Here is a 17,240-nt window from a genome sequence, read left to right as displayed (position 1 = left end):
TGCTTAAGCCTCTCTCACGGGTTGGATAATTCCTGACGCAGACGCGATTGATCGACACTGTGGCCGGTGAAGATCCGAAAGGCATCAACACCCTGATGGAAAAACAGCTCATAGCCGCTCAAAATGGCAAGGCCTGCCTTTGTGCAACCTTGCAAAAACTGGGTGTTCACCGGCGTATAGACCGCATCAAACGCCCATTGTTTGCCAGCCATCAAAGGCTCGGGCACGCTTGAGCCGGGATAGCCTTCCATGCCAAGCGGTGTGCAATTGACCAGACCATCGGCGCCGGTGGTGGCTTCTTCAACGCTGGATGTCACATCGACACGCATGGTGGATGTGCCCGCCATAAGCGCTTTCGCCAAGCCTTCGGCCTTTGCGGTGTCGCGATCAAACAGACGCAAATGCGAACAACCCAACTGTGCCAGCCCGAAGGCCACCGCCTTGCCAACTCCCCCGGCTCCCACCATGGCAACCGCGCCGGGCTTGGTGTTGTTGCCAAAGTTTTGTCGGAAAGCGCCAACAAAGCCGGTGAAGTCGGTGTTCGAGCCGCTTGGCGGCGTGGTGCTAAACACCACCGTGTTGCAGGCACCAACGGCGGCAATGGCCGGGTCCGGAACCTGTAGGAGCGACACCACCCGTTCTTTATAGGGATAGGTAATGTTCAGCCCCGTAAAGCCCTGATCCCGGCACCATTGAAATGTGGTTTCAAAATCCTCGCCGCGCTGTGGCGGCACCACCCGCTCATAGGTGACCTCCAGACCGCAGAGGCGGCCTGCCAGCTCGTGCAGGCGTGGCGATTGCGATGCGGCGATATTGTCGCCGATCAGGCCAAGTCTGATTGTCGTTCCAGACATGGATTATCCTTCTTTCTTTGCGGCTTTTGCCGCGCTGTCTTTTTTGTCAAAGGCGGCTTTCCACCAGGGTGTCTGGGTGCCAACAATGAAGATGATCATCAACAGCAGCACCAGCGAGAGCGGGCTGGTGACAATGCCGTGTACCAGGCCGGACACACTGCCCTGCTCGGAAATGATCGAGCGGCGCCAGTTATCGTCCATCAAACGGCTCAGAATTACCCCCAGAATGACCGGGCCGACCTGATAGCCGTAGAGCTTCATGAAATAGCCGAAGACGCCAAAGCCCAGCATCCACCACACATCCGAGATGGCGTTGTTGATGGAATAGGAGCCGACAACGCTCAAGAGCAGGATCAGCGGAAACAACAGCGCCTTGGGGCATTCGACAATCTTGGTGAACAGGCGAATGCCCGTCAGACCAAAGATCAGCATGAAGAAATTGGCCAAAGTCAGATTGCCAACGGTGAACCAGAACATGTCCGGCTTTTCGATCAGCAGCAGCGGTCCGGGGTTGAGGCCGTGGATAAACAGCGCACCAATGATGATGGCCGTGACTGCGTCACCCGGAATCCCCAGTGTCAGCATGGGAATATAGGCACCACCCACGGCGGCATTATTGGCGCTTTCGGGGGCAATCAGACCTTCTTTGGCCCCTTCGCCAAATGGCACTTCCGGGTTTTTGGTCACGCGCTTGGCGTGGTCATAGGCCATCAGAGCGGCAATATCGCCACCGGTACCAGGCAGGGCACCGATGATCACGCCAATTGCGGAGGTTTGCATGCTCAGGGGCAGGTATTTTTTCACATCGCTCCACATGGGAATAATGCGGTCGATTTTCTGCTTTATTGCTTCCGATTTCAAATGATGAAGCTGCAACAAGGCTTCCGAGACACCGAACATGCCAATCATCAGGGCAATGGGCGAAATACCATTCATCAAGGAGACGGAATCAAAGGTAAAGCGCTGTTCGGCGGTCATGGGATCAAGGCCAACCGTGCCCAGAAGCATGCCCAAAGCACCGGCAAAAATGCCCTTGGCAAGGCTCTCGCCCGAAAGGGCGCTGACCAGCAAAATGCCCATAACGGCAATCAGCATATAGTCGCGCGGCTGGAATTTGATGGCAAATTCGCTGATGGCGGGTGCGGCAATGGCCAAAACCACAATGCCAACAAAGCCGCCGATAAAGGACATAACGGTAGACAGACCAATGGCGCTGCCCGCCTCGCCTTTCTTGGCCATGGGATAGCCGTCAAGGGCGGTGGCAATGGCGGCAGGGGCGCCGGGAATGTTGAGCAAAATGGCCGTGCGCGACCCGCCATAAACGCCGCCCATGAAAATGCCGTTCATCAAGGCAAGCGCGTGGTTGACGTCCCAACTGAAGGTAAAGGAAATCAGGATGGACACGGCCATGGTCACGGACAGGCCGGGAATGGCACCGATATAAATACCCGCAAACGTGCCAATGGCGGTCAATGCCAGAAGATCGGGTTGCACCCAGGTGCTGAAAAGATAAGAAATGGCATCCATGGCGGTTAGTGTCTCCCGGCCAGAAGGTCTTGAATAGCTGCGATAATCTCCCGCTCAGGAATAAGCCCTTCGGGCAGCACGACCTGAAAGATCAAGCGGAAGACAATGTAGACGCAGATGATCGACACAATCGAAAACAGCATGGCGCGTTTGAACCGGCCACCTTCCAGAAACCAGATCGAGACCAGCAGGAAGATAAAGGAGGCGATCACAAATCCGAGTGTTTCCAACACCAGAGAATAGGCGAGGATAATACAGCTAAACACCACGACCGTGCGCGGCAGGATCTCTGTTTTCATGCGCAACAGCAGATGGGGGGGGGCTGCCTGACGAAAAAGCCTGGCCAGCACATAGACAATCGAGCCGACCATGATGGCCGTCATGGCCATGGGAAAGGCTCCGGCCGAGCTTAAGGATTCAAAGCCGGAAATGGCATAGGCCTGCCAGAGCATGAAGGTGCTGGCTGCCAACAGCAAGATGGTGAACACCAGTTCGCCGGGGCGCCTTGTGGTTCGCGGTGTGGACATGTGAGAATGCTCCCTTACTGCATGATTTCTTGAGTCCGTGTGGATTTGAGCCCGCTTGGAGTTCAGGTGAAAATCATGCAGCAGATTAAATGTGTTACAGCGTCGCTTGTGCGCCTTGAAGGGCGCAGGCCACTGTGGACCGAAGGCAGGGGCGGCATTTTATCTGCGCCCGATCATGACTGGTCTTCAACTCGAAAAAAAATACGCTCAAACTGGCAAACAAAGCCGGTTTGCACCGGCTTTGCGCACTTGGCACGTCAAGGCTTGGGAATACCAAACTCTTCTGGTGATTTTTTACCCATGCCATTGTCGTAGACAACCCAGGCTGTGGTCGATTGCCATTTCTTGAGGAAGCTTGTGGCCTCATCGCCGGAAATGTTCATCGAGACATAGCCGCGGTCCTTCAGGAGCTTTTGGAACTCAGCGTGTTCAGCGCCCTTTTTGAAGGCGTCAACCAGCTTGGCCTTGATGGCGTCCGGTGTATCCTTCTTGACGAAGACACCAAAGAACGGACCCCAGGGCAGCATGTCGGCAAATTCAGGATAGTCGGCAACAATCGGCTTGGCATCGGGCAAAACCGCATTAGCGTCCTTGTCGAAAATACCCAGCATTTTAATGCGTCCGGCTTTGACCTGCTCAACGGCAGCGCCCAGAACGGCGGGCATGAAGTCCACGGCACCACCTTGCATGGCGGTCAGCGCTGGGCCGTCACCGTCGAACGGTACGGAGGTAACCTTGAAATTCTTGATTTTGCTGGACAGCATGGCACCAACAACCGATGGCAGACCGCCGGGGCCGGTTGAGCCCATCTTGACGGTGCCTGGATGGGCCTGAACATATTCAACCAATTCTTTGATTGTGTTGTAAGGCGCATCCTTGTTGGCGACCAGCACGGGAATACCACGGGCCAGAATGTCTACCGGATAGAAATCGTTGTAATCCAGCTTGGAAAGACCCATAACCTTGTAAAGCTCAGGGTTTTCGGCCCCCATCAGCAAGGTGTAGCCATCAGCAGGCTGGGTTGCAACGAATTGGGTGGCAATCACACCCACGCCGCCGGTCTTGTTGGTCATGACAATGCTGCGGCCGAGGATTTTCTCGACATGCGGCGATACCGAGCGCATCACCAGATCGGTGCTGCCGCCCGCGCCCCATTGGATGATGCCTTGAAGATCTTGCTGCGGATAATCTGCGGCTTGCGCAAATGTCGAGACCAGCGTGAGAGCAGCAGCCCCCAGGATTGTTTTGAACATAGGTTTCCTCCCCATAGACCGATTGTTCCCGCCTGTTGAGCCTGTAAGACCAACGGCAGACAATCATGCACACACTTAAAATGTTCATAGCATCGCTGATGAGCACCACAAGATGCTCACGACACTATGTCTCCTAATACCCGTGCGAAACCTCCTTCGCACTCAATTTCGCTGTGTTTTGCAGCTCAATTTGAAGTTTTACAGTTTTGTGTCCATACCGCAAATACCAATTTATCAACGTATCATACCATTATGTTATGTTTTGCCTCAGCGCTTACCCATTGTCCTTTCCATCTCTTTTTGCAGGATTTTGACGAAGCGCTCGGCATAGCTGGAAAGCGCGCCATCGGCGCGATAGGCAATATAGGTCTGAAACGAGGTTTCTTCTTCAATCGGTATAATCGCGATGGAATCTCGAGGCATCTCGGCTACCGTAAAAGCATCCAGCACGGCAATGCCGAGATTGCGCTTCACCAGGGTACAGACTGTCGTGCCAAACCGTGCTTTGATGGCAATGTGATACTCCAGCTTTTCACGGGCAAAAATGCTGGCCATGATGGCCCCATAGGGATCGTTCGGATCAATACCGATCAGGGGATAGTGAATAATGTCGCGCGCCGAGATGGACTTGCGCGCTGCAATTGGATGGTCGTGGGCGGCAATGCACACCAGATGGCCACGGGCCAGCGGCTGAAAGATGATGGAGGGGTGGTCCAGCCGATAGCTCATGGCCACCACTTCGCCACGGCCCAAGAGCAGATAATCAATCGCTTCTTCGATTTTGAGAATTTCAAAATTGATGTGCAGTTCGGGATAGATCGTCAACAGACCTTCAATGGCCTGCGGCACCATGACATTAGCGATGCTGGGCACCGAGCCCAGGGCAAGCTCCATCCCCCTGCCACGTTCCAGATGGGCGATGGAATATTGCAGGTGATCGATCTTGCGATGTACTTCCTCGATTTGCAAAAACACATCACGTGCTTCTGTGGTGGGCACATAGCGCCCGGCTTTGCGCACAAACAGCTTGAGACCAATGGAGCTTTCAATATGCTTGATGGTGCGGCTCACGCCCGGCTGGGCCACATTCATCAGGCGGGCAGCACCGGCAATGGTGCCCGCCACCATCACGGCGCGGATGACTTCAATCTGCCTGAGTGTGATCGACATATGGTATTCAACCCCGTTCAAAGATGACAGAGATGTCTCTACACCAAAAGAGCGCCCAATGCGCAACGGCCCTGCCGAATGCGTATCAGGTAATGGTTTCACACGGCGTTACAGCGCCTCTCACCAAATATGGCGCACGGTGCTGTATGTGTCGGAAATCAGGATTTCATTGTGAGAAACGAGCGGGAGCGCCTATCCGATCTCCCTCCTTGTGGGGAAGATGGCTGGCAAGCCAGAGGGGGGTAAACGGCACGTAAAGGCGTTTGCGTCGTGTACTGTGGTTCAGTTTGTGCTTTCGAATGATTTTTGGTGAGAAATCAGGTGCTGGCTCAGGTGCTGGCAAGGGATGCGGCAGACCCCCTCCCCCTTGTGGGGAGAGTTGGGGAGGGTTGGGGAGGGGTTCTTCACGCTCCTAAAGCGTTTGCTATGCTGAAAACCGACTCCCATTTTTCAGCCAATGCTGGAGAAGCCTATTTTACGCCATAATAGGCCAAAAGACGCCTGCCCTCTGGCGTCAGCCAATCGACGGCACCCGAAATATAGCCGGCAATCTGACCGTCGGCGGTAATCAGATAGGTGGTTGGCATTTTATCGGCCCGTAAAGGAGCCTGGCTATTGGGGGCCGAGCTTGCGGCCTTGCCTTGCGGGTCCAAAAAGACTGGCAGGGAACGGATTTTATTGGTTTTCAGCCAGTCATTCACCCGCTCTTGCGAGATCCGGTCGGTGGAAACGGCCGCAATCGTGATCTTGTCACCCAATTCCTTGTGCAGTTTTTCCAGCAATGGCATTTCGGTGATGCAGGCGGCACACCATGTTGCCCAGATATTCACCAGCATGACACGCCCGGGCACAGGTGCCAGCACCTTTGGTTTGCCCATGCGATCTGCAAGCGTGACCGGTGCCAGCGGTAAGACTGGTTCCAGCATGGTATATTGCGAGCGCACGGTCTCAAACACCGGAGGGTAATCCTGTCTGCTTGCCGCAAGAGCGCGATCAGACAACAGGCCAACGCCCGCAAGGCCACCCAGGAAATATCGACGTGATAATGTCATTGGCTCTCTTTATGCAGCAAGTCATGTTTGCATCTGTAGGGTCCGAAAAGCCGAAGATTCCGTTTTCAGACACATTCCAGACGCTTCAAATGGGGGAAATCTTTATCGGTTTCAACCCTGCACCAGTGTCCAACCCTGTTCTTGCAAATCGACAACCCGGCTGATGCCATAGGGAACCAGTCTTGCCCCTTCCATCAGGGGGATGGACTTGTTTTCGCGCTGTTCGGCAAGGGCATGGGACGATCCGCACATGCTGTAGACAACATCGGCATAGGCGCCGCGCAAGGCGGTCAACTCTTTCTGGAAGGGGGATGTGTCGGCCCGAAACAGTTTGATGCCCGAGCCGTTGGCCACCACTTCGATGGAAAGCGGCTCGTCTTTCTCAGAATAGGCGCGCGACAGATTGACGATATAGGCGATAGCGTGACGCATGACCTTTTCTTCATCGCTATCAATCAAAATCACCACATGATGGGATTTTTTGGTAGCAACGTCAGTGGCCGCAGCCTGAGGGGCATAGGCGAGCAGCCCCAAGTTCAACACCGTTGCAAACATGGCAAAGGCGGCAAACACGGAGCGCCAGCGGCGAGCTGAAGCAGGCTGAGGATAAGGCAATTGAATATCAGTCATGGTGTCAAATTCCCGTCAACGAGATGGAGGATCAAACTCTGGCGTGTACTGTGGTGGCGGCTGCTTCGCAGGTCTATTGGGTTTGACTGGCGCTTTTTTGCGGCGAACGCGCGTCATCCTGATTTAAAGCGTCCTTGGCGCGTGTCAGCAATGTTTCCAGCTCCGCTTTGTCGACAGTTTTGAGCGCTTCAACACCAATGACATCGCGCATAATGGCAAAGCCGAACAAAAGCGAGGTTGATAATGCAATTTTTACCTGTGATTGGTGGCTCGAGGCTTTGACCAGCGGATCGATAACCATTTCCATGGCCACTTCGCGCAGAACACGTGCGGCGTCTTCGCTGGAAAAGGAGTGAACCATGATATCAATCGGGCTCCATTCCCCCTCCTCACGCGGCGTGATCGCCTCGGCAAAAAGCGCATCAAGCGCTTCGGGGCCGGGCTTGGCCAGGATTCCGCCAAGCTCAATGGCGGCGCGCACGCATTCGGCGAACAGCTTTTCTTTCGATCCGAAGCTTCGATGCACCAAGGCCACATCCACACTCGCATCGGTCGCAATTTCGCGCAAGCCTGTTCTGTCGTAGGATTGGCTTGAAAAGCGCAGGATGGCGTGATGCAAAATGCGATCGCGCGTGGATTCCTGGGGCTTTTTCTGCGTGGGTGGCAATTGCATGAGGATTGTTCCGCCTTGTTCGAGAGGGCCTTATCATAGGCCCATTCAGGAGGCAATCAACACCTGTTGACTTTTAATGTCAACAGGTGTTGATTGCGGTTCGAACTTTCACAGACCATGGGCAGCGACGGCTGCGCCCATGGATACGGCGTTATTCATCAAACCGAAATATAACCTATGCCAAGCTTCCTGATCAGACTTCGCGACACAGCGGTGTGCTTCAATCCACCCCCGTCGTGTCAAACTGTTGCAAAACCTATCAACCACGATTCCAGCGGGACACCCATACGATGATGTGCTTTCTATCCCGATCGATGAGGCTGAAAACAGCCACAGGCCGAGGGTGCCAGCGGCGGCTGAATGCGCCACCGGGTGCCCGCGCAATTGCCGCATTGATGATCATTGGTCTTGCTTTGGCAGGATGCGGCGAGCCGAAGAAGCAGGAGTCTGATTCGGGCCAGCGAGTTCGGGTGGAGGCCGCCGCTCTTGGCGAGTACCAACCCGTTGCCGATATATCCGGTGAAGTGGACGCCCGTATTCAAACCGACCTCGCTTTTCGCGTTGGTGGTAAGATCGTTGCCCGCAATGTTGATGTTGGCAGCCATGTGCACAAGGGCGACGTGCTGATGCAGTTGGACAACAGTGAGCAACGGTCAGATGTTGCCATCGCCGAAGCGTCGCTTCGGGCGGCGCAGGCCGATCTAAAGCAGAAAAATCTGGCGTTTGAACGCTATCAGGCGCTGATCGCAGCCCACGCCATTGCGCAACAGGTGCTGGATCAGGCCCAGCAGGATTTGGCCACCGCGCAAGGCTCGCTGCAATCTGCCGAGGCGCAATTGGCCACTGCGCGTGATGCACTCTCCTATACCAGCCTCAAGGCCGATTCGGATGGTATCATCACCGCGCGTAATGTGGAAATTGGTGCCGTGGTCACGGCGGCCCAGGCCGCTTTGACCATTGCCCATGATGGCCCACGGGATGCTGTTTTCGATGTTTATGAGGCGTTCTTCCTCGAAGGCGAGCCCTCGAAAGATGTTGTGGTTTCATCCATCAGCAATCCTGACCGCAAGGTCACCGCGAGTATTCGCGAAACTGCGCCGGTGATTGATGCAAAGACCGGTACCATCCATGTCAAACTGAAACTGCCGGATGACGCCGATTGGGCGCTTGGCACCCCGGTGATCGGTGCTTTTCGCGCACCGGCAAAATCCGGCTTCACGCTGCCGTGGAGTGCGATGACATCAGACAATGGCGCACCAGCCGTGTGGGTGGTGAATCCCGATAGCAAAAAAGCAACATTGCGACCGGTTAAGATTGCCCTGTACCGCCTCGGCGACTTTGTTGTCAGCGATGGCTTGAAGACCGGCGATCTTGTGGTGACGGACGGCGTGAAGCTGGTGCGTCCTGATCAAATTCTCGATTGGAAAGGGCGCTGAGATGACGCTATTTCATAGACGAATGCCGCGTTTCCTGTTGGCGGCAACAATGCTTCTTTCCCCCATGGTGCCAGCCTTGGCACAAGAGGTGCCTTCGGCGGCGGAAGTTCGCCCGGTGATGTGGATAGAAGCAAAGGCGGAACATGCCGGCCTTTTGAATTTCGCAGGAACCGTGCAGCCAAGGATCAAGACGGACCTCGCCTTTCGCACCCTTGGACGGGTGACAGCACGCAATGTGCAGGTTGGCGATGTTGTCAAACAGGGCGACGTGTTGATGGAGATCGATCCGTTGGCGCTACAATTGGCGGTGCGCAGTGCGCAGGCCGATTTGAACTCAGCGCAGGCGCAGTTGGAAAATGCTCGCATTACCGAAAAGCGCAAGGAGACGCTGGCGGCCAGCAACAGCATCAGCCAGGCGGATCTGGAACTGGCCCAGCAAGGGTTGATCTCGGCTCAGGCATCGGTGGATAAAGCCCAGTCCAGTCTCGACAAGGCGAAAGAACAGCTTGGCTATGCCCAGCTGAAAGCCGACTTTGACGGTGCGATCACAGCAACATCGGGAGATGTGGGGCAGACCGTATCTTCTGGGCAGACCATGCTGACCCTTGCCCGCCTCGACCAGCGCGATGCGGTGGTGGATGTGCCGGAATCGCTTTTGCCCGCCATTCGCGCGACGCCTGAGATCGATGTGGAATTGCAGCTGGACCCGCACGTGACGGCACACGGGATATTGCGTGAAGTGGCCCCGGAAGCCGATGCCACCACCCGCACCCATCGTCTTAAAATTGCCATTGACAACGCGCCCGCCGCCTTTCGGCTTGGCTCGGTGGTCACAGTTCGGTTTTCAACGGAAGACGGCCTTGAGGTGATCACGCTGCCCGCGTCTTCTGTGCTGCATCGCGATGGAAAAGACTACGTCTGGCGCGTCGATAATGACGGAAAAAAGGTGCATTTGACTGCAGTCAAAATCGATCCGAAATTCGTCAATTCCTCTTACATGCGCATCCTTTCGGGTGTGGCGCGTGGGGATAAAATTGTCGCCGCTGGCGTGAACGAACTTCAGGATGGTCAGAACATTCGGCTTGGACAGGAGCGCCGCACGTGAAGAAATTCAATCTCTCGGATTGGGCGCTCGAGCACCGCTCCCTCGTCCTCTATTTCATGATCGCCTTTTCGATTGCAGGCATGTTTGCCTATACCCAGCTGGGGCGTGAAGAAGATCCCTCTTTCACCATCAAGACCATGGTTATTCAGGCCCAGTGGCCTGGTGCCTCAGCCGAGGAGGTGCGCCAGCAGGTTGCTGACCGCATTGAGAAGAAGTTGCAGGAGCTGCCCTCGCTGGATTATACGCGAAGCCTGACGGAGGCTGGCAAAACCACGGTGTTTGTCAATCTGCTGCCAACCACCAAGGCCAAGGATGTCACGCCGGCCTGGCTGCGAGTGCGCAACATGATCCGCGACATCAGCAGTGATTTTCCTTCTGGCGTTCAGGGACCGTTTTTCAACGATCAGTTTGGTGACGTCTACGGCAATATCTTTGCCTTCACCTCGGACGGTCTGACCAAGCGTGAATTGCGCGACATTGTCGAGAATGCCAGAACCAAAGTGTTGGGCATTCCCAATGTCGGCAAGGTCGATGTCATTGGTGCTCAGGATGAAGTAATCTATCTGGAGTTCTCCACCCAGAAACTGGCAGCCCTTGGGCTGGATCAGTCTGCCGTGGTGTCAACCTTGCAGGCGCAAAATGCGGTGACCCAATCCGGCATCATGCAGGCGGGGCCTGAAGCCATTGCCTTGCGCGTTGGTGGCAATTTCAAATCAGAGCAAAGCCTGCGTGACGTGAACCTGCGGGTGAATGATCGCTTCTTCCGCTTGAGCGATGTCGCCGATATCCGCCGTGGCTATGTTGATCCGCCAACGGCTCTGTTTCGCTACAATGGCAAGCCCGCCATCGGCCTTGAAATCGGTATGAAGCCCGGAGCCAATCTGCTGGTGTTTGGCAAGGCGCTGGACGACGAAATCAACAAGATCTCGGCGGAATTGCCGGTGGGTGTTTCTGTCGCCCATGTTGCCGATCAGCCGGTGGTGGTCGAGGAAGCCGTGTCCGGCTTTACCCGTGCGTTGTTTGAAGCCATCATCATTGTTTTGGCGATCAGCTTCATCAGCCTTGGCTTTCGGGCGGGCCTTGTGGTGGCCATTTCCATTCCGCTGGTTCTGGCCATCACCTTTATGGTGATGCAATATTCCGGCATTTCGCTTCAGCGTATTTCGCTTGGCGCGTTGATTATTGCGCTGGGCCTGCTGGTGGATGACGCGATGATTGCCGTCGAAATGATGGTGGCGCGGCTGGAGGCCGGTGATACCTTGCGCAAGGCGGCAACGCATGTTTATACCTCCACTGCCTTTCCAATGTTGACCGGAACTCTGGTTACCGTCGCCAGCTTCTTGCCGATCGCCTTTAACGATAGCAGTGCTGGTGAATTTACCTTCACCCTGTTTGTGGTGCTGGCCGTATCGCTGGTCACGTCCTGGGTGGTGGCGGTGGTGTTTACCCCGCTGATTGGGGTAGCCCTTCTGCCCAAAACCATTGCCAAGCATCATGAGCATAAGGGCTGGTTTACGCGGTTTTTCTCGAACGCCTTGGAGCTATGCCTGCGTTTTCGCTGGGTGACGATTGCGGTGACAATCGGCATTTTTGCTTTGTCGCTTGCCGGAATGTCATTGGTTCAGCAGCAGTTTTTCCCAAGCTCTGATCGTCCTGAATTGATCGTGGACTGGAACCTGCCGCAAAACAGCACGATTGCTGAAACCAGCAAGCAGATGGCAAAATTCGAGCAAGAGCAATTGGCAGGCAATCCGGACGTGGATCATTGGTCCACCTATGTCGGGCAAGGTGCGCCGCGCTTCATTCTGTCTTATGATGTGCAAGACCCCTCCCCTTCCTTTGGCCAGACGGTGATCCTGTCGAAAGATCTAGAAGCACGCGACCGCTTGCGGCCAAAGCTTCAGGCCTATCTGAAAGAGACGTTTCCCGGCACAGATGCCTACGTGAAATTGCTCGATATCGGCCCACCTGTGGGCAAGCCGGTGCAATACCGCTTGTCTGGGCCGAATGCGACCATTGTGCGCGATCAGGCTTTGAAACTGGCAACGGTGATGGGAACTGATCCTTCGCTCACCAGCATCGCGCTTGACTGGAATGAACCGGCGCGTGTGGTCAAGCTGGATGTGCTGCAAGACAAGGCACGCGAGCTGGGCGTGTCCAGCCAGGATATTGCCAATCTGCTCAACAGCGTGGTGCAGGGCACAACGGTCACCCAGGTGCGCGATGGCATCTATCTGGTCAATGTTGTGGGCCGCGCCGACAATGCCGACCGCTCGTCCATCGACAAGCTGATGACGTTGCAGATCCCCAATGGATCTGGAAAGTCCATCCCTCTGTCGTCGGTGGCAACCTTCCACTATCAGCTTGAGCAGCCAACCATTGCCACGCGCAACCGTATTCCAACCATTACGGTCAAAGCTGGCGTGGTGGGCGACAAACAGCCAGCCACGGTTGTCAATGAGCTGAAGAGCAAGGTCGATGCCTTTATCAAGACCCTACCCACGGGCTATGAGGTCAAGGTGGGGGGCGCTGTGGAGCAAAGTGAGGAGTCTCAAGCGCCTATCGTCAAGGTCGTCCCTGTCATGCTGTTTGTGATGGCCACCTTGCTGATGATCCAGTTGCAAAGCTTCCATCGCCTGTTTCTGGTGTTTTCCGTGGCACCGCTGGCATTGGTTGGGGTTGTTCTGGCGCTGTTGCTCAGCCGGGCACCAATGGGCTTTGTGGCCATTCTTGGCGTGCTGGCGCTCATTGGCATCTTGATCCGAAATTCGGTGATCCTGATTATTCAGATCGAGCAATTGCGCAGTGAGGGTGTTCCAGCCTTCAAGGCGGTGATCGAGGCGACAGAGCACCGCATGCGGCCTATTTTGCTCACGGCAGCGGCGGCGACACTCGGGCTCATTCCCATTGCCCGTGAGGTATTCTGGGGACCAATGGCCTATGCCATGATGGGAGGTATTGTGGTGGGAACGGTGCTGACTCTGCTGTTTTTGCCAGCACTCTACATAGCCTGGTTCCGCATTCCGGGCGAGACGAAATAGACGTGCAAATCTACTGCATAATTCCTTAAATCGGAGTGGATTTAAGGAGAAAATTATGCAGCAGCTTAAAAGTGCTACAGCGTCCTTTGTGCGCCATATATGGCGCACGGCGCTGTATTGCCGGACGGTGTTCGTCCGGTAGATCAAACAACAAGGCCGCGCATTCGATGCGCGGCCTTGTTTGTATCTGGAGTTTGTCAGGGAAAAGTGGAATCCGGTTTTCCCGAATAGACAAACGAAAACAAAGCAATCTACTGCATAATTCCTTAAATCCTAGTGGATTTAAGGTGAAAATTATGCAGCAGATTTAGAGTGTTACAGCGTCCTTTGTGCGTTTTATAAAACGCACGGCGCTGTAGAGTCTGTCAGGTTCCATTTCACAGTACACGACGCATAGGTTTTACCGTATAGCTCACCCCCCTCTGCCCTGCCGGGCATCTCCCCCACAAGGAGGGAGATCGACAAAAAGTAACCCTATTGCTCAACAGCATACGTCCTATCTGTCGGAAATCAGGATTTCATTGTGAGAAACGAGCGGGAACGCCTATCCGATCTCCCTCCTTGTGGGGGAGATGGCTGGCAAGCCCGAGGGGGGTAAACGGCACATAAAGGCGTTTGTGTCGTGTACTATGGTTCAATTTGACCCTGACAGACTCTAAGAAATTATGCAGTAAGGGCTTAACGCTTGCGAACGAATTCTGTGCGCAGCACCAATCCCTTGATGGTGTCGTGACGGCAATCGATTTCTTCAGGGTTGTCGGTCAGGCGGATCGAGCGGATGACGGTGCCTTGTTTGAGCGTCTGGCCAGCGCCCTTCACTTTCAAATCCTTGATCAGCGTCACGGAATCGCCGTCTACCAGCAGATTGCCGGAGGCATCGCGCACTTCTGACGCCTTGGCCTTTGCCGCTGCCACTTCAGATGCAGGCAGCCATTCGCCGCTTGCTTCATCATATACGTAATCATCATTCTGGTCTGTCATTTCAGCCCCCATCGTTAATGCTTGCGCTCACCGGCTTTTGCGGTGTTGAAGCCACACAAGCCGATGCTGCAAAGTTGAAATCTGCTGCATAATTTTTGCCTTAAATCCACTCCGATTTAAGGAATTATGCAGTAAGCCCGACCGTGATCCATGGCGTAAACGGGGCATCTGCGGCATAATTCTCGCGTTCAATCGAGCGCGATTGAAGGAATTATGCTGTCAGCAATTCAGCGCTTGCCATCTATATCACGCGCTGTCCGATAGCCAATAGACCTGTCCCCCTGCCCGTGTCCATGGCACAAAGCAGCTTTGGCGGAATTTCTTTCGGGGATGAGCAGGCTAACAGCGTTGTGCGTCTCATAGAACGCACGGCGCAGCAGCCGTTGATATTTTGTCAAATGATTGCGATCGATCGATTCATACCAAGGCATCGATTATGCGAGAGCATCCTCGCTTTGAAGACATTGCAAATATCTCAAATGCGGCAGACGCTTGAGATATTTGCAAAAGGAATACCAAGAGTCATTTTTAATGACTCTTGGTATTATGCGGAGGCTTTGCCTTTGAATTCCGCATAGAGATCGGCCAGCCTCTTCTGAACAAAGTCATCAAATCCCGGCTCAGCCTTGCTGTCAAAAACGAAAGTGCTGCGTGTTGCGGTTTTCTTGATGGTGACGGGCAGGGAGCCAGTTTGAATGTGAGGCGTGGTCTTACCCGGCTTTTGTTTTTGTGTTGTGACCAGATCAAGTGCGCGCTGAAACCGGTCATTGCTGGGCAGGGTTTGATAGTCGTCCGCGGACGACAGCGCCTGAAGTAGGGCCTCGACATCGGCATTTTCGACTTGAGCACCAAGCTCCATCCAGCGGCGGCGGCCAACATCGGGGGCAGGGCCGATCAATTGCACCAGTGCCAGTGACACCTGCCGCATGATGATCAGCATTTTGGATAGCGCCTGCTTATCGACATTGAGAGCGGCCATAATGGTGGCGCGGCTGAAATCGCGCTCTTCCAGCCTTTTGGCAAACAGGCAGCGCTCAATATAGGACAGATTGGCGCGGGCGTTGTTTTCCTGACCTTGGCTGACCACCAATTGCTCATCACTGAGTTCGCGCACCACGGCGCGCACCTTGATGCCAAGCTGCTTGACAGCCGCCAGACGCCGATGGCCATAGGCCACCTGATAGCGGCCCTTGGCCGTGACATGCGGGCGAACCAGAATGGGCACCTGCTGACCATGCTCGGCGATTTGCGAGGCCAGCGCTGCCAGCTCAACGCTGTCCATCTCCATGCGGTCAGAGATGAAGGATGCGTCGATCAGGGCTGGATCAATCTCGATCACCGCTTTGCCTTCGGCAAGCTGGCGCTCAAGATCTCCGGCCCGTTCCATTTTTTGGGTGATGCTGCCAAGGGTTTTGGTGATGCCGCCGACGGGAGAGGAGGCGCGCACCGGTGGCACCAGACCGGCTATGGGACGTTCATTGAGAGCAGGGGTCTCATGCCGTGGCATGGATGAGTCTGAAATTCCGATCAGGTTTTTGCGGGCCATTCACTTATCTCCTACCCCAGGTGTTGCGGATCAATGTATCGACTTCACCATTGACGAGCGCGAGCGATTCCATGGCGCGGTCATAGGTGCCACGGGTAAACTGGGCACGATCGACCTCATAAAGCGTTTGTTTGGTCACGCCAGCATCGGCAACGGCGGTGGATTTGACCATGGCATTGTTGAGCATGCGATTGCCAAAAATGGCCCGCATGAAGCCGGTCATCTGGCTTTGTGGTCCGTCATTGGGCTCAAAACGGGTCACCAGATAGCGCATCCAATCATAACTGGTGCGGCCCCCGGCCTTTTCCACCACCGACATCAGCTCGCTGGTCATGGTCAAAAACTGCGACATCGACATCACGTCAAGCATTTGCGGATGCACGGTGATCAGCACCGATGTGGCGGCGCACAGGGCCGACATGGTCAAAAAGCCAAGCTGCGGCGGACAATCCACCACCACCACATCGTAGAAACTTTCAATTTCGGTCAAGGCTTCGCCTATGCGGGCAAAGAACATCGATTCCGCCTTGCCGGCCATCATTGCTTTCGGGGTTTCATGCTCAAATTCCATCAGCTCAAGATTGCCGGGAATGAGATGAAGATTGGGGGTGTAGGTGGCGCGGACAATTTCGGCAATCGGGCGAGGGGCATCATAGCGGATCGCCCCATAGAGGGTTTCGCCCTCGCCCACATCAATCTCTGGCTGATGACCAAACAAGGCCGAAAGCGAGGCTTGCGGATCGAGATCAATGGCAAGAACGCGATAGCCTTTCAGTGCCAGATATTGGGCAAGGTGGGCCGAGGTCGTGGTTTTTCCTGAGCCACCCTTGAAGTTCATGACGGAGATGACTTGCAGCTTTTCGCCCTCGCGGCGGTGCGGCACATATTTGGGCGCGCCGTTGCGCTCGTCCAGCACCCGCCGGATATGGTCCATATCTTGGGCCGTATACAGCCTGCGGCCATTGGCCAAGGGCTCAGGCCCGTGACCATCGGCGGCCACCTGCCGCAAATAGCCCTCGCCAATGCCGATGAAAGCGGCAGCTTCCGCCGGGGAAAATGCCCGCAGCGATTTTCGCGCTTGCGGCGGGAAAATTTTCGCCTGATGTTGTTGAAGCTGATAGGATAGCTCTTGTGCATCCGTGGACAGCACGGTGGGCAGGTGCTCTTGCGGATCTTGAATGATTGGGCTCGGCTGCATTTGAAAACCTCGGGGTAACTGCGCATTTTTTGCAAAAAACGCCATAACTGCGCAAATACACTATGCGCAGATTCGTTACCAATTTACAAATATTTAACCAAGAATTTTGTTTTCACTAAACGCAGGAGGGGCATGGCGGCAAATGGTCGTCCGCGGACGACGCCTTGTGAGCATGGAAACAGTCCGAATTTTTTGATGATGTGATGAATTTTAGCTGGGTGATTCTTGACTATGATTCGCGAAAATG

14 protein-coding genes are annotated in these 17,240 nt (G+C 54.9%); 3 read left to right on the top strand and 11 right to left on the bottom strand.

Going from position 1 to position 17,240, the window contains the following annotated elements:
* Nucleotides 1-14: 14 nt before the first annotated feature.
* The 8 genes from E6C51_RS16905 to E6C51_RS16870 form a co-directional block, all read right to left on the bottom strand.
* Entirely contained in the window at nucleotides 15-854 is an 840-nt protein-coding gene (locus E6C51_RS16905; RefSeq protein ID WP_190236848.1) for a shikimate dehydrogenase family protein, read from the bottom strand.
* 3 nt (nucleotides 855-857) lie between these two features.
* Complete coding sequence (locus E6C51_RS16900) at nucleotides 858-2,381, bottom strand: tripartite tricarboxylate transporter permease (RefSeq protein ID WP_190236847.1); 1,524 nt, start codon at nucleotides 2,379-2,381, stop codon at nucleotides 858-860.
* Nucleotides 2,382-2,386: 5 nt separating this feature from the next.
* A complete protein-coding gene (locus E6C51_RS16895; RefSeq protein WP_146937373.1) occupies nucleotides 2,387-2,908 on the bottom strand; it encodes a tripartite tricarboxylate transporter TctB family protein in 522 nt (173 codons plus the stop codon).
* Between the two features lie 257 nt (nucleotides 2,909-3,165).
* Nucleotides 3,166-4,161: a Bug family tripartite tricarboxylate transporter substrate binding protein gene (locus E6C51_RS16890; protein WP_146937371.1), complete on the bottom strand. Its 996-nt coding sequence runs from the start codon at nucleotides 4,159-4,161 to the stop codon at nucleotides 3,166-3,168.
* Between the two features lie 267 nt (nucleotides 4,162-4,428).
* Entirely contained in the window at nucleotides 4,429-5,331 is a 903-nt protein-coding gene (locus tag E6C51_RS16885; protein WP_146937369.1) for a LysR family transcriptional regulator, read from the bottom strand.
* Between the two features lie 470 nt (nucleotides 5,332-5,801).
* The gene (locus E6C51_RS16880) at nucleotides 5,802-6,383 is read right to left on the bottom strand and encodes a TlpA family protein disulfide reductase (protein ID WP_190236846.1); all 582 of its coding nucleotides are present in this window, start codon (nucleotides 6,381-6,383) and stop codon (nucleotides 5,802-5,804) included.
* A 111-nt stretch (nucleotides 6,384-6,494) separates the two neighbouring features.
* The gene (locus E6C51_RS16875; RefSeq protein ID WP_230987391.1) at nucleotides 6,495-7,013 is read right to left on the bottom strand and encodes a DsrE family protein; all 519 of its coding nucleotides are present in this window, start codon (nucleotides 7,011-7,013) and stop codon (nucleotides 6,495-6,497) included.
* 73 nt (nucleotides 7,014-7,086) lie between these two features.
* Entirely contained in the window at nucleotides 7,087-7,686 is a 600-nt protein-coding gene (locus tag E6C51_RS16870; RefSeq protein ID WP_190236845.1) for a TetR/AcrR family transcriptional regulator, read from the bottom strand.
* A 314-nt stretch (nucleotides 7,687-8,000) separates the two neighbouring features.
* On the opposite strand from E6C51_RS16870, the gene E6C51_RS16865 reads away from it, so the two are divergent.
* The 3 genes from E6C51_RS16865 to E6C51_RS16855 are packed head-to-tail and all read left to right on the top strand — an operon-like array spanning nucleotide 8,001 to nucleotide 13,268.
* Nucleotides 8,001-9,122: an efflux RND transporter periplasmic adaptor subunit gene (locus tag E6C51_RS16865; RefSeq protein WP_190236844.1), complete on the top strand. Its 1,122-nt coding sequence runs from the start codon at nucleotides 8,001-8,003 to the stop codon at nucleotides 9,120-9,122.
* A 49-nt stretch (nucleotides 9,123-9,171) separates the two neighbouring features.
* Nucleotides 9,172-10,227 carry an efflux RND transporter periplasmic adaptor subunit gene (locus E6C51_RS16860; protein ID WP_190236843.1) on the top strand — a complete coding sequence of 352 codons (1,056 nt, stop codon included), beginning with the start codon at nucleotides 9,172-9,174 and terminating at the stop codon, nucleotides 10,225-10,227.
* The gene (locus E6C51_RS16855) at nucleotides 10,224-13,268 is read left to right on the top strand and encodes an efflux RND transporter permease subunit (protein WP_190236842.1); all 3,045 of its coding nucleotides are present in this window, start codon (nucleotides 10,224-10,226) and stop codon (nucleotides 13,266-13,268) included. The genes E6C51_RS16860 and E6C51_RS16855 overlap by 4 nt, the downstream gene beginning before the upstream one ends.
* A gap of 678 nt (nucleotides 13,269-13,946) precedes the next feature.
* Here E6C51_RS16855 and E6C51_RS16850 read toward each other — a convergent pair.
* The 3 genes from E6C51_RS16850 to repA all read right to left on the bottom strand — a co-directional run bounded on the left by E6C51_RS16850 (nucleotide 13,947) and on the right by repA (nucleotide 16,993).
* On the bottom strand, nucleotides 13,947-14,249 hold the full coding sequence (locus E6C51_RS16850; RefSeq protein ID WP_146937360.1) for an alkylphosphonate utilization protein: 303 nt from the start codon (nucleotides 14,247-14,249) through the stop codon (nucleotides 13,947-13,949).
* A gap of 544 nt (nucleotides 14,250-14,793) precedes the next feature.
* Nucleotides 14,794-15,795, bottom strand: a complete 1,002-nt coding sequence (gene repB / locus E6C51_RS16845) for a plasmid partitioning protein RepB (protein WP_190236841.1) — start codon at nucleotides 15,793-15,795, stop codon at nucleotides 14,794-14,796.
* 4 nt (nucleotides 15,796-15,799) lie between these two features.
* Complete coding sequence (gene repA / locus E6C51_RS16840; protein WP_146937356.1) at nucleotides 15,800-16,993, bottom strand: plasmid partitioning protein RepA; 1,194 nt, start codon at nucleotides 16,991-16,993, stop codon at nucleotides 15,800-15,802.
* Nucleotides 16,994-17,240: the final 247 nt, after the last annotated feature.

Origin of the sequence: Gillisella terrae (assembly GCF_004801395.1) — a bacterium.
In the GTDB taxonomy this organism is placed as follows: Bacteria; Pseudomonadota; Alphaproteobacteria; order Rhizobiales; family Rhizobiaceae; genus Allorhizobium; species Allorhizobium terrae.
This window is presented reverse-complemented; position numbering and strand designations above follow the sequence as displayed.